This is a genomic window from Snodgrassella sp. M0351, from assembly GCF_016100575.1.
GTDB lineage: Bacteria > Pseudomonadota > Gammaproteobacteria > Burkholderiales > Neisseriaceae > Snodgrassella > Snodgrassella alvi.
Genome location: NZ_JACFSG010000002.1, coordinates 267617 through 292684, shown reverse-complemented (window position 1 = coordinate 292684; position 25068 = coordinate 267617). Strand labels below are relative to the sequence as shown.

Annotated in this window: 14 protein-coding genes; 10 read left to right on the top strand and 4 right to left on the bottom strand. The window is 44.3% G+C overall.

The annotated features are described in order from the left end of the window. Positions 1 to 18 precede the first annotated feature (18 nt). Entirely contained in the window at positions 19 to 1335 is a 1317-nt protein-coding gene (gene basC / locus H3V01_RS09050) for a putative histamine N-monooxygenase (RefSeq protein ID WP_198186584.1), read from the bottom strand. Between the two features lie 61 nt (positions 1336 to 1396). Beyond that, a complete protein-coding gene (locus H3V01_RS09045) occupies positions 1397 to 4261 on the bottom strand; it encodes a condensation domain-containing protein (RefSeq protein ID WP_198186583.1) in 2865 nt (954 codons plus the stop codon). 221 nt (positions 4262 to 4482) lie between these two features. Here H3V01_RS09045 and H3V01_RS09040 point away from each other — a divergent pair, with 221 nt between their 5' ends. From H3V01_RS09040 to H3V01_RS09010, 7 genes are all read left to right on the top strand, one after another. After that, entirely contained in the window at positions 4483 to 6096 is a 1614-nt protein-coding gene (locus H3V01_RS09040) for a (2,3-dihydroxybenzoyl)adenylate synthase (RefSeq protein WP_198186582.1), read from the top strand. 32 nt (positions 6097 to 6128) lie between these two features. Next, on the top strand, positions 6129 to 7004 hold the full coding sequence (locus H3V01_RS09035; protein WP_198186581.1) for an isochorismatase family protein: 876 nt from the start codon (positions 6129 to 6131) through the stop codon (positions 7002 to 7004). A gap of 54 nt (positions 7005 to 7058) precedes the next feature. Beyond that, entirely contained in the window at positions 7059 to 8660 is a 1602-nt protein-coding gene (locus H3V01_RS09030; RefSeq protein WP_198186580.1) for an ATP-binding cassette domain-containing protein, read from the top strand. Then, a complete protein-coding gene (locus H3V01_RS09025; RefSeq protein ID WP_198186579.1) occupies positions 8657 to 10249 on the top strand; it encodes an ATP-binding cassette domain-containing protein in 1593 nt (530 codons plus the stop codon). The genes H3V01_RS09030 and H3V01_RS09025 overlap by 4 nt, the downstream gene beginning before the upstream one ends. A gap of 63 nt (positions 10250 to 10312) precedes the next feature. After that, positions 10313 to 11101: a 4'-phosphopantetheinyl transferase family protein gene (locus H3V01_RS09020; protein WP_198186578.1), complete on the top strand. Its 789-nt coding sequence runs from the start codon at positions 10313 to 10315 to the stop codon at positions 11099 to 11101. Positions 11102 to 11264: 163 nt separating this feature from the next. Next, positions 11265 to 12428 (top strand): isochorismate synthase, encoded by a 1164-nt coding sequence (locus H3V01_RS09015; protein ID WP_198186577.1) that lies wholly within the window; start codon positions 11265 to 11267, stop codon positions 12426 to 12428. Positions 12429 to 12448: 20 nt separating this feature from the next. Next, positions 12449 to 13216, top strand: a complete 768-nt coding sequence (locus H3V01_RS09010; protein WP_084548229.1) for an SDR family oxidoreductase — start codon at positions 12449 to 12451, stop codon at positions 13214 to 13216. A gap of 95 nt (positions 13217 to 13311) precedes the next feature. On the opposite strand, the gene H3V01_RS09005 is transcribed toward H3V01_RS09010, so the two are convergent. Continuing rightward, a complete protein-coding gene (locus H3V01_RS09005) occupies positions 13312 to 13539 on the bottom strand; it encodes a helix-turn-helix domain-containing protein (RefSeq protein ID WP_078474427.1) in 228 nt (75 codons plus the stop codon). A gap of 12 nt (positions 13540 to 13551) precedes the next feature. Next, positions 13552 to 14145 (bottom strand): DUF2975 domain-containing protein, encoded by a 594-nt coding sequence (locus H3V01_RS09000; RefSeq protein WP_198186576.1) that lies wholly within the window; start codon positions 14143 to 14145, stop codon positions 13552 to 13554. A gap of 602 nt (positions 14146 to 14747) precedes the next feature. On the opposite strand from H3V01_RS09000, the gene H3V01_RS08995 reads away from it, so the two are divergent. The 3 genes from H3V01_RS08995 to H3V01_RS08985 all read left to right on the top strand — a co-directional run. After that, the gene (locus H3V01_RS08995) at positions 14748 to 15683 is read left to right on the top strand and encodes a DMT family transporter (RefSeq protein ID WP_198186575.1); all 936 of its coding nucleotides are present in this window, start codon (positions 14748 to 14750) and stop codon (positions 15681 to 15683) included. A 480-nt stretch (positions 15684 to 16163) separates the two neighbouring features. Next, positions 16164 to 16415 (top strand): GNAT family N-acetyltransferase, encoded by a 252-nt coding sequence (locus H3V01_RS11285; protein WP_198186637.1) that lies wholly within the window; start codon positions 16164 to 16166, stop codon positions 16413 to 16415. An 810-nt stretch (positions 16416 to 17225) separates the two neighbouring features. Next, the coding region (locus H3V01_RS08985; RefSeq protein WP_198186574.1) for an ESPR-type extended signal peptide-containing protein at positions 17226 to 25068 on the top strand (7843 nt) is incomplete at its 3' end.

Sequence of the window (25068 nt, the reverse complement as noted above, 5' to 3'; positions counted from 1 at the left end):
TTTTTTATAAGTGGCAATTTATTGCGGTAATCCGTATTGCTGAAAGGCCGAGTATTCCGGTACCCGGTAATATTGCCTGCCCAGAAGCTGATTAATAATCACACCATTTCTGGTTGCGCCCATACCCAGATCAGGAGAACCAACCCCCTGCTTGGCGATTTCGGCATTCTGAATAAAAATCCGCCCTTTACCGCTATCGCAGCGTACAGCGGTAAAGTCTTCATTAACCAGATAGTCATTGTGCTCATCTGTTTGCAGAACACTGCCTTTCAGCTCTTCAAACCATTGCGGCCACTGATGATGGTAGCCGGTGGCTGCCACAATTGCATCTGTCTGAATGGTTTGTTGCTGATTAAGCTGGGTATGCAGACAGGTCATATTAATTACGCCGGAAGGCAGTATTTCTACCGACTGCACGTCACAATTAGAAAACAGTGTCAGCCCTGCCGGTGCACCGGCAATGGTTCGCTCGTACAATAAATCATAAATATCGCCAATGGTGGCAAAGCTGATCCCTTTATAAAGCTGTCCCTGACCGGCACTGACTTCACGCCGTTTCTGCGGTGTCAGTGTCTGGAAATAACGCATATATACCGGAGTAAAGCACTCCTGCCCCAGTTTGGAAAACTCCATCGGATGAAAACCGGCAGAACGGGTAATCCAGCGGATTGACGCGCCTGCCCGGATTTGTTCCGGCTGCAATGCTCGATAAAGAGCCAGCACACATTCAGCGGCACTTTGCCCAGCCCCGACCACGGTAACCTGTTTACATTCCTGCAATTGTTTCTGCATATAGGTAAATTGCGCTGAATGCTGTATCAGCGGGTGGCTGGTGTTTTTCAGCCACTCAGGATGGTAAGGTTTGGTACCCACACCAACAGCAATATCTTTACTGGAAAAAATTTGTCTGTCTCCGGATGCAGATTCACTTTCGAGAATAAATCTTTCCTGACGATAATCATAACTTACTGCCTTAACACAGGCATCGAAATGACAGGATGGCAACTGGCGTACTGCCCAGCGACAATAATCATCATATTCCTGACGCGGAATCAGAAAACGGTCATAGTAGTAAAACTGATACAGACGCCCCTGCTGACACAGGTAATTAAGATAACTTAAGGGATGACACGGATCAGCCATGGTAACCAGATCAGCCAGAAAGGGTACCTGCAATGTGGTACCGGGCAATAATAGGCCAGCATGCCAGTGAAAAGTAGGCGTTTTATCCAGAAATACTGCATTGACTTCTGAATGACCAGATAATAATGCCGCCAGCCCCAGATTAAAAGGACCAATCCCAATACCTGCCAAATCCGTTTGCTTTATATCCATGTTTCTTCCGTTCCTATGTACAAATAGTTAAATATTTAAATGTTTACAACATGTAATGCTTTTATACTGAATCCATTTCTGCCCGGATCAGTTGTTCCACTTCCTTCATATTGCGGCAGCCGATTAACTGGCGCGGATTCAGAGTCAGTCTGAAACTGTGATTTATCCGGCTGGTAATTTCTTTTACATGCGCAGGGCGTAATCCGAGCTGGCTGAATGGCCGGGTATGTTCAATAACTATTGTTTGTTCGATATTCAGCGTATCGCGGTAAATATGTTCTAATTGTTCTCTTTGGCGGATAAGCGCATCAGCACACTGCCCATTCGGATTGATTGTGATACCGGATAATGTCTGATTTAATACGGAATCAATATTTTCCAGACCCTGATCTGCCAGTTGCTGACAGACGCTGACCAGAACTGCGAGAAAATCGTGAATGATGGCTGCATCTATGGCAGCCTGTGCAAAATCAATATTAAACAGCAATGCGCCGTCATCACTGAGCATGAAGCGAATATCTATCGCTACCTGTGGTGTCTGAGTTAGCCCGTTAACATAATGAACTGCGCTACCCGCCGGTAATACCGGCCACGATAATCCATTAGTAATAACGATTGGTAAAACCGGTGCTTCGCCATGCTGCTCAAATAGTAATCTTGCCAAGTCCACACCGGAAAAGGCCAGATGCTGCAAACCGTCCAGCATACTCTTTTGTAACTTAGCCGCCTGTTCGATAAAACCGGTTGCGGATGACCAGCAGACCACAACAAAAGTGGATTGATTGGATAATTCGCCCTCATACAGCGGCAAAACCGGTACCGCTACCGACAGCAGGCCGGATGTCTGCTGCCAGCGATTTAATACCACCAGAATCAACGCCATCAATAAGGAATTTTTAAAGAGTCCCTGCCGTAAACCTGACTGACATAATTTATCGAATGTTTGTGCAGGCAATACGGCACTTTGTCGCTGATAGGGTGAAGTTTCCAGTGTCGCTAAAGGTTGTTTCCAGGGTAATTGTGGAATGCTCGTAACAGGCTGCAACTGTGTCTGCCAGTAGGCAAGTGCTGTGTTATAAGTCTGACTATCCGGTTGCTGCCTGTTTTCAGACAGCAGTGGCGCCTCTTTCAGCTCCGTATCTGTGAATAACTCACACATCAGCGCTGCAATAGACCGTCCGTCGAGAATCAGCGCATCAAAGCGCGCAAAGACAATAAACTGTTGTGCGGATAACTGAAAAAGTGTGATATCCCACGGCGATTCCTGTAAATCAAATATTTCCTGCTGATAACGCCGGCGAAAACTGTCAATTTTTTCGGTAGCTGCTGCCGGCTCTTCTCCACACAGATTGATTTCAGTTAAATTAATAATTACCTGCGGATTTACCCACTGTACACAACGTCTGACATCAATATAGGTTCTTAGGCTGGCATGATGCTGTACCATATCAGCCAGACGCTGCCTGAATGCGGGTAAATCCAGTGTTCCGGCATATTCGCGAAATTCCTGCATCGCCACACCGCCAAGTGCAAAAGCAGTACTTCGGCCGGACAAATAGGATTTTTGCAGGGAGTTTAAAGGCGTGGCTTTTTCATCAGGTTCCGTAATATTCAGGTACTGATTCAATTCAGTTAGCGGGCGTGAAAAATATTCCGGCTGCGCAATCAATGTATTCAGCAGAGTCAGAAAACGTTCAAATAGTCCGTTTACCCATGTATCGGCTAATGCATCCAGACGAATATCCCAGTTAATGAGTAAATCATTATTTAGCTGCACAAACTGTGCATCCAGTGCCACCTGCGGTCCCTGTGAAATACACCAGTCCATACTGCCAAAATGCTCATGTACTTTGGATGAGAACAGATTTTTTTCTGGTAAATCGACTGCGGCAGTAAATACTACCGGTGCGATTTGCGGCGCAGTATGATGACGTGACAAACGCCGCATTACATTGACACCACTGAATTGCCGGTGATCCAGACATTGCCGCCATTCAGTCGCCAGACGCCGGCAAAAAGTTTCCAGATCAGGCGTTTCAGTCATATCAACATTTAACAGCACCAAATCGGCAAAATCACCAATGGTTCGGTCAATATGAGGCAAAAGCGGTTCCCGCCAGAAAAACGGCACATTAAGCCGGTAAGCACGATCATGGGTGACCTTGCCCAATGTATAGGCAAACAACCCCAGTATCAGAGCAGAAAAGGTTAACCGCTGCTGACGGGCAAACCGGCGTAACAGCAATGCCTGCTCTGCACCGATAATTGCACTTAAGCGTGTGCTCTGTGCTCCGGCCGCGGTTGGTTGCTTTAAAGGTAAAGCAGGCGCAGGTGCGATAATATCCATGCGTGACAGCCACCACTGACGAGCACGCTGTTGCTGCTGGCGTTGGTACAGATCCTGCTGAATCCTGTTGCGCCAGTCATAAAAAGATGGCGGTGAAGGCAGACAGACGGTACTGTCTGCGTAAAACTGAGCCAGATCCTCCATCAGAATCCGGAAACTGGAAGGATCAATGGCAATCATATCGGCATCTATATGCAGGCGGAAAACCTGATTACCCAGAAGGCTGACAGAAAAACGTACTGTCTGTCCTTCATCCAGACTGAGTTGCTGATGTGTCCATTGCCGGCGTTTGTCTTCAAGTTTCTGTTGCTGCTGCGCCTCGGATAAATGTAAAAAATTATCTATTTCCAATACATTTTGCGGCAGCGTATCTCTGATTCTTACTTCACCTTCGGCATTCAGTTGCAAACGTAACAGTTCATGCCGCCGGTACAGACATTCAATTGCCTGTCTGAGTTTGTCTAAATCCAGCTGAGTGCCATTGAATTCGGTATACAGATGCGCAGCCACACCACCGAGCATGGCGTCATGCACACGCCCAAACCAGCATGCAGACTGCATTGGAGTAAGTCCACACATTATTTCTTTACTCTGTTGACAAATTTACGATTTTTGACGATGATACAGTTAAATGAAAATGATTACCAGTTTCATTTAACTAAAACTTATCACTACAGCAAACCGTAATTAGCAACCCTGAACAGACCATCAGAAAAATGTTGGATGATTCAATTTGTTTTGATTAATCAACATTTTTGTCTGATTCAGCTGGTTTAACAGATAGAAAAAAGGCTGATAAGATGATTAGCTATACACACTGGCCTGAAGATTTAGCCCGGAAATACCGCCAGAAAGGTTACTGGCTGGATCAGCCGTTAACCCGCGTGCTGACACAAACAGCCAGACAGTTTCCGCAGTCAACTGCCATTATCTGTGGTGAACGGCATTTCAGTTATGCGCAGTTAAATCAGCTTTCCGATAATCTGGCAGCACGGCTGAGCGCACAGGGCTTTGGCATAGGTGATACTGCACTGGTGCAGCTACCTAATATTGCCGAATTTTATATTGTCTTTTTTGCTCTGCTGAAAGCCGGTATTGTGCCTTTGAATGCACTGTTTAATCATCGTCAGCATGAATTAAAGAGTTTTTTCAGCCAGATTAAACCCCGGCTGCTGGTGGCTTCACGCCATCATGAAGTATTCAGCGGAAATGATTTTCTGACTGAACTGACTGCTTTACAGCTGGCGCCGGCTTTAACTCTAATGCTCAATGCCTTTGCTGATGATGAAAGTCTGCCGGACTGGTATACCACTGCGCAATCTGATATCAGCCATTATGCTGCTACGCCGGCAGATAAAGTGGCTTTTTTCCAGCTTTCCGGCGGCAGTACCGGTACGCCGAAACTCATTCCGCGTACGCACAATGATTATGATTACAGCGTGCGTGCCAGTGCCGAAATCTGCGCTCTGAATCAGCATACCCGATTACTCTGTGCCATGCCGGCAGCACATAATTATATGCTGAGCTCACCCGGCGCTCTGGGTGTATTTCATGCCGGCGGTTGTGTGGTAATGGCGGCAAGCCCCGAACCGCTGAGCTGTTTCAGCCTGATTGAACAGCATCAGGTAACCATGGCTTCGCTTGTACCCAGTGCCGTATCTATGTGGTTACAGCAGGCACCTGAGCAACTGGAAAAGCTGCAATCACTACAATTAATTCAGGTAGGCGGCGCCAGTTTTCCGGAATCAGTGGCACGACAGGTATTAAATGTTTTTGGCTGTCAGTTGCAGCAAGTATTCGGGATGGCGGAAGGACTGGTGAACTATACGCGGCTGGATGACAGCGAAGAGTTTATTGTCACCACTCAGGGGCGTCCTATCAGCCCGGATGATGAAGTAAAAGTGGTGGATGAAAACGGTGACGAAGTGCCTGCCGGAGAAACAGGTATGCTGAAAACACGCGGTCCCTATACCTTTCACGGTTACTACCAGAGCCCTGAACACAATGCACAGGCTTTCGATACAGAAGGTTTTTATTATTCAGGTGATTTGGTACAGCGTAACAGCAACGGATACCTGAAAGTGGTGGGACGGGTTAAAGATCAGATTAATCGCGGTGGCGAAAAAATTGCTGCTGAAGAAATTGAAAAACTGATGATTACCCATCCTGATGTTACCGAAGCCGCACTGGTTGCTATTACGGATGAACGTTTTGGTGAAAAGAGCTGTGCATTTATTGTGTCACAGAATCAGCACTTAACTGCTCTGAGCCTGAAACGCCATCTGCTCAATCTGGGTATTGCTCATTACAAACTGCCTGATCAGGTATGCATTGTTGATAGCCTGCCGCTTACTGCCGTCGGCAAAACCGATAAAAAACGCTTACGTGAAACCTTTCAGCAAAATCCTGCCTGAAATAATTATCAGAATGAGAAATGAGAAACAGCATGACTATCAAACAAATCGATGATTATCCGATGCCTGCTCAGGCACAAATCCCGCAAAATAAAACCAACTGGGAAGCTGATGCTGCGCGCTCTGTATTATTAATTCATGACATGCAGAATTATTTTCTGAATTTTTATCAGCAGGACAGCACACTCATCCGGACAATGATAAAGAATCTGCAAAGTTTGCGCAGCTGGGCTGCCCAGCAACAGATTCCCGTGGTGTATACCGCCCAGCCGCATCAGCAGAATCCTCAGCAACGGGCGCTGCTGAATGATATGTGGGGTGCGGGTATTACTACTGCACCTGTTGAAGAGCAGAAAATAGTTGACGCCCTGACACCACGTCCGGAAGATACCGTACTGACCAAATGGCGTTATAGCGCTTTTCAACGTTCAGATTTACTGACACACATGCATAACTGGCAGCGTGATCAGCTGATTATCGGTGGTGTTTATGCGCATATCGGCTGTATGCTTACCGCTGCAGAAGCATTTATGCAGGATATTCAGGTATTTTTTGTAGCTGATGCACTGGCTGATTTCTCAGCGGAGCAACACCAGCAAGCACTGAATTATGTTGCCGGCTGTTGCGGGCAGGTCACTACTACAGAAGCATTGTTACCGGCAACAAATAGTCTTACCCGTGCATGGCTGACACAAAAAGTTCAGACATTACTGGAAATACCGGAAGAAACCATTAACCCTGAAGAGAACCTGATTCTCTACGGTCTGGATTCTTTACGCATTATGCAGTTTGCCGCTGAACTGAAACAGTATGACATCAATATTGGCTATGATGTACTGGGTCAGCAGCCTTCACTAAACAACTGGTGGCAGCTCATTGAAAAACAAAATAAAACTGTTTCAGCCTAGAATTGGCTGCAAATAATTAGCCGGACGCTGCATACAGCTTTGGAAACATAAAACATGACTGACTTAAATCTATCCGGCAAGAGCATACCGTCCGGTCTGGCACATCAGTGGCGGGTAGCCCTGCCCGGGCTGATAAGCGGTACACTTGCCGCCGTAATTGCTGGTATCGCTATGCTGGCAGGGCTATGGTTTATCATTAAATTTATCGATAACATGAGCTGGCGCTGGCTGAATTATGCACTGGTCAGCTGGCTGCTGGCCGCATTGTTTACGGCCTTGTCCTCATGGCTGGCACATCAGGCAGAAAGCCGCTTTGCGGCGGCTTTACGCCGGACAGTGGCACAGCATTTAATCCGCCTGCCGTCCAATATACTGGCTAAACAGAATGAGCAGACACTTAAACAACTGCTAACCGATGATATTGCCAGTTTGCATCATATGCTGGCTCATTTACCCGGTGAGATTGCCGTATTCACGGTTATTCCGCTTTTATCCATCGGCATCCTTATTTATTTTATCGGCATATCGGCAATATGGGTATTATTACCCGGACTGATTGCTTCGGTTTATTATCTCATCATCATACCGCGCATGACCCGGCGTGACGGTACCGCACGTATGCAGGTAATGCTGGATATCATTAATAAGGCCGATGAATATGTACGCGGGATTCCGGTTTATCGTATTTACGGGCAGCATTCCAGCGCATTAACTGCTTATACAGAAGCAACTGAAAAATTTACCCGCAATATGGTGCACTGGGTAGCCAAGGCAGCCACGCCAGCAGCCATCGCCACTGCTATGCTACAGGCAGTAGCGACATTTGCCATTGGCTACTGGGTCAGTTATACACAGGACACCACTACTCTGGCTGCCACTCTGTTATTCAGTCTGGCCATTGTGACACCCGCATTACGTCTCGGGCATGGTATTGATTACATCAGAGCCGGACGCGCTGCTGCCGGACGTCTGACCGAATTTTTACATCAGCCTTTATTACCGGCCGGAACCATAAATCATCTGCCGGAGCCGGCAGTATTATCTATGCATGATGCAGTTTTTTCTCAGGAAGAACAGCCGGTTTTACGCAAACTCAGCTTCACATTTCCCGCCGGTGCCATTACCGCTATTACCGGCCCCAGCGGGGCAGGTAAAACCACTTTACTCAATGCATTAGCCGGATACATACCATTGACATCCGGAACTGTTCAACTGGGTAAGACCGATCTGTCTGCATTACATGACGACACCCGCCACCGGCTGATTCTGTTTATTCCGCAAGGATATGATGTTTTAGACAATACGATTCGTGCCAATCTGGCCTTAACTGCTCCTGATGCCAGCGATGAAGTCATGCAGCAGGCTCTGACCAGAGCCAATCTGAATCTGGATTTATCAACACCTGCCCGTACCCTGTCCGGCGGAGAAAAACAACGTATTTGCATTGCACGGGCTTTTCTCACTCAGGCAGAAATTATCTTAATGGATGAGCCTACCAGTGCGCTGGATGATCAGAATGCCCGGGAAATATTTCAGGCCTTGCAGGAACTGGCTCATACTGCGCATAAAACCATTATCATTGTTACTCACCAGCCGGCTCTGGCCGATAAAGCCGATGCAAAACTGGTACTGGAAGCATTAAGGAGCGAGGCATGAATACAGCAGCCGGCAACAAACACTCCCTTTTTGAAACCATACCGGCCGCCACCAGACCCCGCCTGATTGCTGTCAGCATCGGCTGGATACTGGTTGCCGTACTGGAAGCATGTGCTTACACCATACTGGCTCTGGCTATAGTAAATCAGCAGTCACCACTGTGGGTAGTGATTAGCGCTGCTATTGCCATAGTGATTACGGTACTGGTTACCCGTAACGGCTTTCTTACCGGCGTACGTCTGGCCGGAGATTTATTTGCCGCACTGGGGCGTTCTCTGTCCAGCGCTAAATTGTCCTGGTTTAATGACCAGCGCCGTGCGGTTATCAGTAAAACTGCCGGACAGGAAATTCCGAATTTCATGAGCATTCCGGCGCATCAGTTGCAGACGTTTTTACATGCGCCCTGTCTGCCCCTGTTTATCTGTATCGGGCTGGCCTTTGTTGCCGGTACAGGCATCATGTTAGCTGCACTGGCGATGATATTGCTGTCCTTACTATTACAAGTATGGGCACAATATGCTTTAAATAAAACTGATGCACAACGCCATCAGACCGAACTGGACAGCACCACAGCGACTATTGAGCTGGTTGAACACCTTACTCTGCTGCGTACAGCCGCAGGATCGGCTCATGCGCTGGATACTATCCAGCAGCGCTGGAGCACTCAGGAAAACCTGCTAAGCAAAATTAACTGTAGTGCAGCCAGTGCAACGCTGATAGCTACTTTAGCTAATGTGCTGCCCATGGCAGGTATGGCGGTTTATTGTATTTTGTCCGCTCAGAACGATGAATACCTGATACTGGCTGTATTATTACTGATGGGGCGCGCCGGCGCACCATTAAGCGCACTGGCTACTGCCGGTCTGAGCATCAATGACTTAATCAGCTCACTGCGCCACTTTCAGCAACTTACCCATCCGCCGGTACTGCCTGAAACAGAAGAAACGCGCACCCCGAAGCATGCACAGTTATCTCTGCATAATCTGAACTGTATCACCGGCTCGACAACCATTAATCAGGATATCCCCGAAGGTGCGCGCTTACACGTCGCCGGCGTTAGCGGCAGTGGCAAAAGTACCTTGCTGCAACTATGCCTGCGCTTTGATGATCCGGCTATGGGTGAAATCAGATTAGACGGCATTCCACTGCCTCAACTGTCTTATCAGACACTGACAGACAATATGGCTTATGTCGCTCAGAACCCGATTATTTTTACCGGCACTCTGGCAGACAATATCCGCATCGGCCGTTTTGATGCCAGTGATGCTGAAATCGAAGCTATTGCCAGACAATGTATGCTGGGAACAGTTATCGACCGGACGGATGAAGGCATTCACCAACATGTCGGCCAGCAGGGCTCTGCCCTATCCGGCGGCGAACAGCAGCGCGTAGCCATTGCCCGTGCTCTTATCAAGCATGCGCCGATACTGATTCTGGATGAAGCCACATCAGCACTGGATGAAAGCACGGAACAACAACTGATTGATACTATACTCAGCCAGTCCTGCACCCTGATTTTTGTGTCGCATCGCAGTGCGGCTCCGTGGCAGCCTACCCTGACTCTGGATTTATCGCCGGATATGACATAAACACCAGATATGATTCAGGCAAATACTACTGATTAGAGCCATATCTTAAAATACAGGCTATGCATGTCATTTATATCAGACCCGGGCAGAACAGACTGCCGGCAAAACACTTTTGCCGGCAGCAGAAAATTGCTATTGCCGGTGAATGATTCGCCTGCATTATTCAGTCATCACACAATTAGCATCGGCAATAACACCATTCACCAGATATGCATGCCATTAGCCGACACAGCGGTTTTGCATAAAATTGGTCAGATACATAACATCTTTCTGCTGGACAACATCAGACAAAGCCGGCACAAACGCCAGACAGAATTTATAGCCGGCCGGCTGGCGGCAAAATATGCATTATTACAGTATGATTACAGCAACTTTAATCTGAAAACAGGCTCACAGGGACAGCCGCTTTTTCCTGAATCCTTACAGGGAAGTCTGAGCCACACCAGCAATCAGCGCCAATGTCTGGCTATTGCCTGCGTACAGAAAAAACAGCCGACACACCGCTATCTGGGTATCGATATTGAATACCGGCAGCATCAGAGTATTATGAATGAGCATAAATCCACTCTGAGCCTGTTTCTCCGGGCGGCCGAATTACGCTATATAACCGAACACAGTACTGACCTGCCGCTGATGGCGCTGCTGCTTTTTTCAGCAAAAGAGAGCATTATCAAAGCATGGTTTCATCAATATCAGAAACTGATTAATTTTACTGATATAGCTTTCCAGTCGTATCGTCATTCATACCTGAATTTCCTGATTGATTCACCGCTTACCCATGCAAATCCGCAAATAGCAGAAGTTTGTTTCCATTGCACAAAAGAAAAAATAATAACCATTGCATATATCTGAAACAGCTTGTGGCTGAATTTTGCCCAAAACAGAAAAATTTTCTGTATTTTTATTATAATTATTGATAATGATTACTATTTGCATTAATATCAACAAACTTACATAGCCTGATTTATCTAGACTTTTCATTACATACAACCCGCATCTGTCTACAGGTAATAAAATGACGATTACAGAATCAAGCGCTGTTTCCCGCTCTCCTATTCAATCTCAGGATCAGTTTGCCTGTTTTGCAACCAGACAGCATCACATCAGTGCCAGACATCTTATCCACAAAATACACATGCCGGTTAATCAGTCCGAATCCTGCAATCAGCAGATTGCCGACTGTTTTAATCACATCAAAGCACAGGGATATGCCAATCCCATTCTTATTGCTGCTATTCCATTTGATACCAGAAAGAACGGCACCTTAAATTTTTACAGTGAATTTAATCAAACTTCACCAGCTCACTTTGAGCACAATACTGCTTCAGCAGGCAAAACAGCAAACTCCGTTATCCGCAAAAAAACATTGGTAGAGCGTCAGGCATTCGAACACAGTGTTCAAACGGCTTTAAGCGCTATGGCGGATAAACAGATGCAAAAAATTGTGCTGTCGCAGGCAACAGAATTTGAATTTGCCCGGCAGTACAGCCCGGAGGATTTACTGAATATCCTTATCCAGCAAAATCCTGATGCCTATAAATTTATGATTCCTGTAGAAGAAGACCAGTATATTTTTGGTGCCAGCCCGGAATTACTGCTATCGCGCCAGCAGCAACAGGTACGCAGTAACCCGCTGGCCGGCTCCCGACCGCGCCCGGCCATTCCGGAACACAACAACCAGACTCAGACAGAACTTTATCAGTCGGTCAAAGACAGGCATGAACATCAGCTGGTTATCGATAATATCCGGCATAAGCTCAGCAGCTATTGCTCAGCGTATCAGGCATCAGAAATACCCGAAATTTTAACTACATCAACCATGTTTCATCTGTCATCAGTCTTTCAGGGGCAACTGAAAGCCGATGCGCCCGATGCACTTAATCTGGCACTTCATCTGCATCCCACACCGGCCGTTTGCGGCACACCAACCGATATCGCCAGAGACTTTATTCTCAATCATGAAGGCTATAACCGTCATTACTACAGCGGACTGAATGGCTGGATGGATGCCAGCGGGAACGGAGAATGGGTCGTTACTATCCGCAACGGCTTACTGAATCACAATATTATCCGCCTGTATGCCGGAGCAGGCATCGTTGAAGGCTCAGACGCAGCAGCAGAATGGTTTGAAACCGAAGCCAAAATGCAAACTATGCTCAATGTATTTCAGCAACAGTAACATTATCTGGAGAAGCAACCATGCAGCAGGCCATTATCGTTACCGGTGCAGCCCAGGGTATAGGGGCTGCGATTGTCACCAAACTGCTCAAACAGCACTATCATGTTATCGGAATCGATAAACAACCCTATTCGCCGAGCTGGCCGGTACAACAGATGATTGAAGCCCAGTATCAGACTTACTGGACAAGCATTAGTCAGGATATCACTGCTTTCGAAGAAACCCGTATATTACTCAATACACTGATTAATCAATACAATATAACCGGTCTGGTTAATGTGGCCGGAGTATTAATCCTTACACCATTACTGAGTGCCACTGAAGCACAATGGCAAACCAGCCTGAATGTTAATCTGCTGGCGCCCATATTCATCAGCCAGCATTTAGCCGCACATTTCCGGCAGCAGCGACAAGGCTGTATTGTTACCGTCAGCTCTAACAGTGCCCGCATGGCGCGCACTGAAATGGGTTTATATGCCACCACCAAAGCAGCACTCAGCCATTTCTGCCGCAATCTTGCTCTGGAAGTTGCCCCGTATGTCCGGGTTAATATCGTTTCACCGGGCTCTACCCTCACAGCGATGCAACAACAATTATGGACCGACAATGAACCACCGGCCGGGATACTGGATGGTGACTTAACACAATATCGTCTTGGCATTCCTCTCAGAAAACTGGCTCAGCCGGCAGATATCGCCAATACCGTTTCTTTCCTGCTCTCTGAAGAAGCAGCACAGATCACTATGCAGGAAATTGTTGTAGATGGCGGGGCAACACTGGGCGTCTGATTCGCTTTAAAGAAAACAGATAAAATACGATTTTTATTTTAGTTTTTCTTATGGGTAAAATATGACATTGCGCTAATGAAACGACATGATAACGGTTACAATGTCGTTTCCGAGTGATTATCTTTAATATATTCCAATATATCAGCCGGCTGGCAATCCAGATACTGACAGATTGCCTCCAGCGTAGCCAGCCTGATACCTTTTACTTTTCCCTGTTTAAGCAAAGATAAGTTTTGCTCGGTAATACCAATAGCAGCAGCCAGCTCTTTTGATTTCACTTTCCGTTTAGCAAGCATAACATCTAAATTTATTCTAATCGGCACATTAAACTCCTGTTAAATAAACTGCTTATTTTCTTCTGCAATCTGGCATGCTTTTTTTAGTATCTGACCGATAATCATAATACTGATAGAAGGGAATAACAGAATTAAATCACTACTTTCAAATGATATCGAAATATACCGATCCGGAAAATGATTATTAAGCGTTAAGATAAACGATAGCAGAGGCTCTGAGAGCAGTTGTAAAACCTCCCAAATCACCAAAGCTTTACCAAATGCATAACAGTAATTTGCTGATTTCACAGAAAAATAATCTGCTTTACTGTAGCTTAGAAACAGCAATCTGAGCTGAACGAAACCATAAGCCAGAATCGCAATGATTATGGTATCAATTAAGGTAGCAGAAACTGCCTGCCATAAAGAAAGTTTGGATATATCAATATCAGCATTACCATCACCCATACTATGGGTAATAAAAAATGAATATCCCCCGGAATTCAGTCCGATATTATGAATATCAAAAAAATAAAATAATAAAGGAGATATCATTCCGATACTTATACAGAATATAGGAATCAGGGTTAACTGAGACATTAATTTGCAATAACGGTTTAATCGGGAATGTGTTTCAAGCATTACAGTGTTCATGTTTAATACCTTTTTATAAAAATATAAAAACCAGGCATACAATATCATGTAAATGTAAATTTAACAATAAAAAATTAAAATAAAACGATAATAATTTATTATATAAAATTAATTATTATAATTATTCATCAACCAGATAAGACAATAGCCGGCTTTAATGTCTAAAGTGAACTAAGCCTGTTCCCTGCTGATACAGAATTAATCTTCAAATAACCATTAAACCGTTACAGAATAAAACAATCATTTAAGTGGTCGGTTGCATTATCAAATGTTATAAAAATAATCAGCACCGGCATAATAAATATATTGATTTGACATAATCGAAATAAAAACCAGATTAAAACCAGTAAAAATATTTCTGCTCTGACTACTATTCAGTAAATACAAATTCAGAAACCGAGAGATGGGACGGGCAATCAAGAATTCTTAAAACTATAAAAACAGACTTGTTAAACAGTATAGAATACTGGCTTTAGCATATGATTATTTAATTATCGTGTCAGATAGCTACATGTTTGAATGAATGATCGGAATCTGATTCTGAGTTTAGTCAGCATATTCGAAATCTGCGATGTGGAAAGATTTATCGGAGAAAGTCCATAATGCCTAAAGCTTTAGCCGGAATTTTATTTGCACTATCAGCAGCCGCACTAAATGGTTCTATAGGTATTATCAGTAAATTACTGATGGCCAGTGGATTGAATCCTTATGAAATAGCGTTTTATAAAACGTTTCTGGCTTTGGTTTTTGTTTCACTACTCTTGATACGTACTCCATTTGCCCGGCAAATTCAGATAGTTGCTCCTGTATCAGATAATAATATAAAAATCTGGATGCATATTGGTCTGTGTGCTCTGTTTGGAATATTTACTTTGTTTTTCTTTGAAACAATCGCTTACGGGCATGGCAGTGCGGCGAATGTAGTCGTGATACTCATGGCTTCAGCTACAATAGCGGCATTAGTTTTCGGCTGCTTATTATTAAATGAAAAAATTAAAATATCAGCCGTTTCCGGTGTTGCTGTTGCAATCGCCGGCATTAGCATTATTTCATGGTCTGGGCAGGCCTCATTATTGTTATTGATATTTGCCAGTGCCGCAGGAGCCGGTTACGGGCTGTTTAGTGTATTGGTTAAGAAATTCGGTTTACATGGTGGTATTTATCTGACCAGATTTTTATTATTGTTTGGTCTGATCTATCTGGCTATACCCTATTTAGCAACCTTCCGGCAAAATCCTTTTGATTTTCACTGGCAAACCGTCGCAGGGCTAATAGCTTTGACCATTTTACCTACTATTCTGGGATTTTACTGTACTACCAAAGCGCTTGGTTATTTATCCGCTGCTCAGGTTCAGGTAACTGAATTAGCTGAGCCAATATTTGCCATGCTGATGGGCTGGCTGATTCTGTCTGAATTACCTGACTATGCTTTTTTCCTCGGTGCTCTGTTAATTATTACCGGTATTATGCTGATTAATGATGTATTGGGTTTATTAGAAACTTATTTTTTTAAAAGAACAAAGATTAGCAAAAGGTAATCACTCTTTTGTTAGTTATCATATCCTGGATAAAAAAATCTGCAATGCTGATACCTTGGCAGAAAATACACTATTCATAATTCCACCTCTAATATATTTTTTATTGATGTTTTATACCATTCACTTTTATTTATAATCCTGAAAACTAATTTTCTTTAAAGATAAAAGACAATCTATAATAGAATTAATTCAGTCAAAAAAACTAAACCAGTTGATTCATTCTAATATATATATATATTAATTTTGATTTGCAGTGTACAGATTTAATAGATTTCTCCCGCAAGAATTAAAATTCGTTCTGAAGAAATCTGAAAAGTTACACTTTTATAATATTAATCTATGCTATTACAAATAAGATATTGAACCAAACGGAGCGGTTTAATATCATAATACTAATTATCTAAATAGCATTATGATATTGATAAACGTATGGATACCTCATTTAATATACTACAAGGAACATTAAACTAACTTAATGATATATCATTACTTTTCTCTGAATATCGAGAATTTTATGGTATTAAGGATTGTCAATCTGAATTAAAAGAACTCATTAAAGAAAGATTGATAAACAATGATTCAATCATTTTTCTAGTCTACGATAATAAAACAGCATATGGTTTTATACAGTTTTATTTTTCATATTCTTTTTTAGCTATATCACCCACTATCATTTTGAATGACTTATATATTATAAAAAGCCACAGAAGATGCGGTGTTGCCACCCATTAATGGAAAAAGTAAGAAACTTCGCTAGTAATTCTGCCTATGACGGCATTCCATTATGCACATCAATCGATAATCTCAAAGCCAGAGCTCTGTATGAAAAGTCAGGTTATAAAATTGATGATCAATTTGTTTACTAATTTTTAGAACTAGATAAAAAGTGCGATATGAAAATTTATGATTTAGCCGGCTAATTTGTTCGTCTTACTTTCTCATCTCTGCTGATTTGGATTTAAATTTTCTTAAATCCAAATTATTTTTTATCTTTTTTGATTTCTCCTGTAATCGACACGCCGCAATAATATCCGTTTTAAATAATTTGCAAATATCAAATATTTCTTTTTCTATCATTCACAGCCATAAAATGGCACTGTTAACTGTTTCTCTCTCATTTTTATTGTTTATTTTAATTTTTACATTAATTTCTTACGTTTAAAGTTAATTATAAATAAGTACATTTATATTTTTTCATGTTAATTCTATATATTTAATATTAATTATTCAGTTTGCTCATACCTTTGTATTAAAAAGTTACAAGATTAAGTTAATCATTTATCTATTCTGAAAATATTAATAATTAATAATTAAGAATTTATAAGCTTTTATTTTTCAAGCGTAATCTTTTTCATTAATTGGATTTAACGCTGGGTAAACCTTTGTCATTGTTTATTCCGGAAGATTATTTCCTGAGTCGGTTATCTGCTGATACAGCCGTCAAGATAAGCAGATATTTTACAGCCGAGTAAGCAGATTCAAATTGTAGTACAGGGGGTTGGATTGTTGGTTTTGTAACTTTAATCAATCAGGAGAAAACCTATGAACAAGGTTTATCGGAATGTCTGGAATGAAAATACCCAAACATGGGTAGCCGCATCAGAGCTGGCGAATAGTAAAACCAAATCAAATACTGTTTGTGAACAATCAATAGTTAAAAAAATTATTAATAAGCTAGGACTGAAAAAAATTGTTAGCGTAACAATCACAGCGCTGATTTTAGAATGGCAGGCAATTGCTCCAGTATATGCAGCTAATGCGGCAATTGTCGGCGGCAATAACAGCGGTACAGTTTGGCCTGGTGGCGGCTATCAATATGGCGGCCATGGTAGCATGGTATTCTCGGGTGATGACGACCATTGTGGTGCAGACAGAGTTAATGGTCGCAGAACCGTTACAGACGGCATTACAGCAAAAGATGAATACTTACGTTTCATTAGAAATACTGCGTTTGGAACCAGTCATCCATACGGAAGCGTAACTTCTAACAAAGCAGAAGCATGGAGTGATGAAGGTAAGACCGATGGCGGAACCGGTTATCAGGCCGCCCCTACCGGCGGTGATAACAATGCAATGCCTGTAGCTTATGGTATTTATTCTTTTGCCTATGGCTGCGGTTCTTACGCTACCGGGAATTATTCCACTGCATTCGGAGCTAACGCAACTGCAACTGCGGGCGGAGCAATGGCTTTCGGCGTAGCATCTCTGGCTTCCGGCGCTGCATCAATTGCCTTTGGTATAAGCTCTCAGGCAACTGGTATTTCCAGTGTGGCTCTGGGCTCTATGGCTTCTTCAAATGGTACCGGCAGCGTAGCAGTTGGTTTAAGCAGTGCTGCAAATAAAGATGCAGCGGTTGCTTTGGGTGCGGGTGCAACTGCATCCGGTAACAGCAGTGTGGCAGTCGGTAATGCAGCACAGGCAGTTGGCGATCAGAGTATCAGTATTGGCGCGGGTAATCAGGTCAGCGGGCGTAAATCCGGGGCAATCGGCGGTGTACAAAGCAATGCCATTTTCAAGGATGGTGAAATAATTGCAGCCCCGAGCAACCCAACCAATATTACCGGTAACAACACTTATTCTCTTGGTAACGAAAACGGCACAATTGCTGTTGATGATTCTGGTGTTTTCGGTAATAAAAATACCATTAGCGGTACAACTGAAGGCGTAAATAATATCCGTATTGTTGGTAATAACAATACTGTTAGTTCAGCCAAAGATTTGGTTTTTGGTAATGATAATACTGTTAGTTCAGCCAAAGATTTGGTTTTTGGTAATGATAATACCGTCACGGCCACTCGTGGCCTGATTCTGGGCAATGATAACACGGTTAATGCCGATCGTGGCTTAATTATTGGTAATAACACAAGTACAGGTGCCAATGCTACTGATGCAATTGCTATTGGTAATTCTGTCAGCGTTAGCAATGCCAGTGGTATTGCAATAGGTACCAATGCTACGACTATTGTAGACACAGGTGTCGCTCTGGGCAGCGGATCAGTTGCCGATATTGAGAAAGGAAAAACCGGCTTTGACCCTACTGGTACAAATTCTGCTGCGAATAATCCGACCTGGACCAGCACCGCAGGTGCTGTTGCTATTGGTAATGCAGGCAGCGGAATAACCCGTCAGTTAACCGGTCTGGCAGCAGGTACAAACGATACCGATGCGGTGAATGTGGCACAGATGAAAAATCTGGCCAGTGTTACAACCACTGGTTTAAGCTCGTTGTCTACTGCTGTAAGCAAAGTCGGTGATATGAGCAATGTTAATAGTAATATCAGCACACTGAACAGCAATGTTTCTGCTTTGCAGTCTGATGCACTGCAATGGAAAAACAATGCCGATGGGTCTGGTGCCTATGATGCCAGCCATGGTACCAATCAGGCGCAGAAGATTACTAATGTGGCTGCCGGTCTGGTGGAAGACGGTTCTACTGATGCAGTTAATGCCAGCCAGCTTTATCAGGTATCCACCTCTTCTGCTTCCGGTATCACTTCTTTATCTACCGCTGCTCTTAGCACCACCGGTAAACTGAATACGGTAAGCAACAATGTTTCTGCTTTGCAGTCTGATGCACTGCAATGGAAAAATAATGTTAATGGTATTGGCGGCTTTTATGATGCCAGTCATGGTACTAATCAAGCACAGAAAATTACCAATGTAGCTGCCGGTCAGCTGGCAGACAATTCTACTGATGCGGTCAATGCCGGTCAGCTTTATCAGGTATCCACCTCTTCTGCTTCCGGTATCACTTCTTTATCTACCGCTGTGAGCCGTGTCAGTGATATGGCCAATGTGAATGGTAATATCAGTACACTGAGCAGCTCTGTTGCTGATTTAAAATCTGATGCACTGCAATGGAAAAAGAATACCGATGGTTCCGGTGCCTATGATGCCAGCCATGGTACTAATCAGGCACAGAAGATTACCAATGTGGCAGACGGTCAGCTGATAAATGGTTCTACTGATGCGGTTAATGCCGGTCAGCTTTATCAGGTATCTACTTCTTCTGCTTCCGGTATCACTTCTTTATCTACCGCTGCTCTTAGCACTACTGGTAAGCTGAATACGGTAAGCAGCAATGTTTCTACTTTACAGTCTGATGCGCTGCAATGGAAAAACAATGCCGATGGTTCCGGTGCCTATGATGCTAGCCATGGTACTAATCAGGCACAGAAGATTACCAATGTGGCAGACGGTCAGCTGATAAATGGTTCTACTGATGCGGTTAATGCCGGTCAGCTTTATCAGGTATCTACTTCTTCTGCTAGTGGTATCACTTCTTTATCTACCGCTGCTCTTAGCACCACCGGCAAACTGAATACGGTAAGCAGCAATGTTTCTACTTTACAGTCTGATGCGCTGCAATGGAAAAACAATGCCGATGGTTCCGGTGCCTATGATGCCAGCCATGGTACTAATCAGGCTCAGAAGATTACTAATGTGGCTGCCGGTCAGTTGGCAGACGATTCTACTGATGCAGTCAATGCCAGCCAGCTTTATCAGGTATCCACCTCTTCTGCTTCCGGTATCACTTCTTTATCTACCGCTGCTCTAAACACCACCGGTAAACTAAATACGGTAAGCAGCAATGTTTCTGCTTTGCAGTCTGATGCACTGCAATGGAAAAATAATGTCAATGGTATCGGCGGCTTTTATGATGCCAGCCATGGTACTAATCAGGCACAGAAAATTACCAATGTAGCTGCCGGTCAGCTGGCAGACAATTCTACTGATGCGGTCAATGCCGGTCAGCTTTATCAGGTATCCACCTCTTCTGCTTCCGGTATCACTTCTTTATCTACCGCTGTGAGCCGTGTCAGTGATATGGCCAATGTGAATGGTAATATCAGTACACTGAGCAGCTCTGTTGCTGATTTAAAATCTGATGCGCTGCAATGGAAAAAGAATACCGATGGTTCCGGTGCCTATGATGCCAGCCATGGTACCAATCAGGCGCAGAAAATTACCAATGTGGCAGACGGTCAGCTGATAAATGGTTCTACTGATGCGGTTAATGCCGGTCAGCTTTATCAGGTATCCACCTCTTCTGCTTCCGGTATCACTTCTTTATCTACCGCTGCTCTTAGCACTACCGGCAAACTAAATACGGTAAGCAGCAATGTTTCTGCTTTGCAGTCTGATGCGCTGCAATGGAAAAACAATGCCGATGGTTCCGGTGCCTATGATGCTAGCCATGGTACTAATCAGGCGCAGAAGATTACTAATGTGGCTGCCGGTCAGCTAGAAAACGGTTCTACTGATGCAGTCAATGCCAGCCAGCTTTATCAGGTATCTACTTCTTCTGCTTCCGGTATCACTTCTTTATCTACCGCTGCTCTAAACACCACCAGTAAACTGAATACGGTAAGCAGCAATGTTTCTGCTTTACAGTCTGATGCGCTGCAATGGAAAAAGAACATAGATGGTTCCGGTGCCTATGATGCCAGCCATGGTACCAATCAGGCGCAGAAAATTACCAATGTGGCTGCCGGTCAGCTGGAAAACGGTTCTACTGATGCGGTTAATGCCGGTCAGCTTTATCAGTTATCCACCTCTTCTTCTACCAGCTTTAACTCATTGTCTACCATTGTGAGCCGTGTCAGTGATATGACCAATGTAAATGGTAATATCAGCACACTGAGCAGCTCTGTTGCTGATTTACAGTCTGATGCGCTGCAATGGAAAAATAATGTCAATGGCTCTGGTGCCTATGATGCCAGCCATGGTACTAATCAGGCGCAGAAGATTACTAATGTGGCTGCCGGTCAGCTGGCAGACAATTCTACTGATGCAGTCAATGCCGGTCAGCTTTATCAGGTATCTACTTCTTCTGCTAGTGGTATCACTTCTTTATCCACTGTTGCTCTAAGCACTACCGGTAAACTGAATACGGTAAGCAACGATGTCTCAGCTTTAAAATCTGATGCATTGCAGTGGAAAAGTAATGTAGACGGTAGCGGAGCTTATGATGCCAGTCACGGAACTAATCGTGCGCAGAAAATCACCAATATTGCTGCCGGTCATATAGATGAATACTCTACTGAGGCAGTCAATGCTGCTCAGTTTTATCAGCTATCTACTTCTTCATCTACCGGACTGAGTACATTATCATCCACTTTAAATCGTGCTGGTGATCTGACGAATGTTAACAGTAATATCAGTACATTAACTACTAAAGTGAATGATTTGGTTATTGATGCTCTGCAATGGCATGGAAATGCAGATGGTTCCGGTTTTTACGATGCCAGTCACGGAACCAACCGTGCGCAGAGAATCACCAATATTGCCGCCGGTCAGGTTAATGAACATTCTACTGATGCGGTCAATGCTGCCCAGCTCTACAGCTTATCCACAACGACTTCAACCAGTCTGAGTAATTTGAATGAGGCAGTAGCCACTACTGGTAATATTGCCAATATCTCTCATAATGTCAATGTTTTAAATGACCAGGTAAGTACTCTGCTCGGTGGCGCGCTGCAATGGAAAAGTAATGCTGATGGCTCAGGCTTTTATGATGCCAGTCACGCAACAAGTAGTCCGCAGAAAATCAGCAATGTAGCAGCCGGTGTACTGGATGAGCATTCTACTGATGCAGTCAATGCCGCTCAGCTCTACAGCTTGTCTACAATCACTTCGACCAGCCTGAGTAATCTGAATGAAGCGGTAGCTACTACTGGTAATATTTCTACTGTTGCCAGCAATGTTTATGTTCTGAATACTCAAGTTAGCTCTCTGCTCAGTAATGCGTTGCAATGGCATGGAAATGCTGATGGTTCTGGTTTTTACGATGCCAGCCATGGAACATCCAGTCCTCAGAAAATCAGTAATTTAGCGGCCGGTGTACTGGATGAGCATTCTACTGATGCGGTTAATGCCGCTCAGCTCTACAGCTTGTCTACAACCACTTCAACCAGTCTGAGTAATCTGAACGCAGCGGTGGCCAATACAGGTAATGTTACCAACATCACTAATAATGTTACTCAGCTAATGGCTGATGCCCTGCAATGGAAAAAAAATACCGATGGCTCAGGTGTTTATGATGCCAGCCACGGTACCACTCAGGCGCAGAAGATTACTAATGTGGCTGCCGGTCAGCTGGAAGACGGCTCAACTGATGCGGTTAATGCCAGTCAGCTTTATCAGTTATCCACCTCTTCTGCTACCAACTTCAGCTCACTGTCTACTGTTGTAAGCCGTGCCGGTGATCTGACCAATATCAATGGTAGTATCAGTACAGCAAACAGCAATATCGCTGATTTACAGTCTGATGCGCTGCAATGGAAAAAGAACACCGATGGTACTGGTGCCTATGATGCCAGCCATGGTACCACTCAGGCGCAGAAGATTACTAATGTGGCTGCCGGTCTGGTGGAAGACGGTTCTACTGATGCAGTTAATGCCAGCCAGCTTTATCAGGTATCCACCTCTTCTGCTTCCGGTATCACTTCTTTATCTACCGCTGCTCTAAACACCACCGGTAAACTGAATACGGTAAGCAGCAATGTTTCTGATTTACAGTCTGATGCGCTGCAATGGAAAAACAATACCAATGGCTCTGGTGCTTATGATGCCAGCCATGGTACTAATCAGGCGCAGAAGATTACTAATGTGGCTGCCGGTCAGCTGGAAGACGGCTCTACTGATGCAGTTAATGCCGGTCAGCTCTATCAGTTATCCACCTCTTCTGCTACCAGCTTCAGCTCACTGTCTACTGTTGTAAGCCGTGCCGGTGATCTGACCAATATCAATGGTAATATCAGTACAGCAAACAGCAATATCGCTGCTTTACAGTCTGATGCGCTGCAATGGAAAAAGAACACCGATGGCTCTGGTGCCTATGATGCCAGCCATGGTACTAATCTGGCTCAGAAGATTACCAATGTAGCTAACGGTGATCTGACGTATAACTCTACCGATGCTGTAAATGGCAGCCAGTTATCTACTACTAATTCCAATCTGAGTATCGTTTCCAGCTCAGTACACAAAGTGAACGATACAGTAAACAAACTGGAAAAAGACAGCTTGCAATGGGTAGAGGAAGAGAATGGCAACAGTTATTATGATGCCAGCCATGGTGTTACCAATGCCCGGTATCGAATTACCAATGTTGCAAACGGTTCACTGGCACCTGATTCATCAGATGTAGTGAATGGCAGCCAGCTATATACTACAAATTCTAGTATTAATGCTGTATCCACTTCGGTAAATTCAGTAACTGCTGCTGTAACCAGACTGCAGGACAATACTCTGCAATGGAATGGATCTGCCTACGATGCCGGCCATGGTTCTACTATGGCGCAGAAAATCACCCGCGTAGCCGAAGCTGATTTAGCCCCGGATTCCACCGATGCAGTCAATGGCAGTCAGCTAAATCAGACTAATTCGAGGGTAGGCAGCTTAAGCTCTACAGTGGCGAATCTGAATGATAGCCTGAATAAGACCAATACGCGGATTAACAGTATTGCTGAATCCACTTCCAGAATTTCCGATAATTTGTCTTCTGCTACAGATAGAATCAATACTCTGGATCAGAATGCCCTGCAAATAAATGGTGAAAATTATGATGCAAACTACAAAAAAATCACCAATATTACAGGCGGAAAAATTGAACTGGGTTCAAATGAGGCAGTAACAGGCGGTCAGCTGTTTACCACCAATGATAAACTCAACACCGTTTCCTCCTCTGTAGGTAATCTGACTGGCAGACTGAATGGTGCTATTGACCGTCTGGATACAGTTTCCGGCGCAACAGCTACGCTGTCGACCAGCTTAGCAGAGGTTAACACCAGCATCAGTGACCTGCGACGCGATGCACTGGGTTGGAATGGTAATGCTTATGATGCCAGCCATAGTTCCGGCACTGCCCAGAAGATTACCAATGTAGCAAACGGTACAGTGAGCAATAGTTCTACCGATGCCGTTAATGGCAGCCAGCTGTATAATCTGTCCACCTCACTGAGCAGCAGTCTTTCCACTGTAACTGCCGGTAACAATACCGGACTTTCCACTACCAACAGTAATGTCTCTACTTTGTCTAGTAGTCTGAGCTCGGCAGTGAATAACATCAGTAATCTGCAACGCGATGCGCTGCAATGGAATGGTAATGCTTATGATGCCAGCCATGGTTCCGGCGCTGCCCAGAAGATTACCAATGTAGCCAACGGTACACTTAGCAGTGGCTCTACCGATGCCGTTAACGGTGACCAGCTGTATAATCTGTCAACCTCACTGAGCAGTAGTCTTTCCACTGTGACTGCCGGTAACAATACCGGTCTTTCTACTACCAACAGTAATGTCTCTACTTTGTCTAGTAGCCTGAGTTCTGCGGTGAATAACATCAGTAATCTGCAACGCGACGCACTGCAATGGAATGGTAATGCTT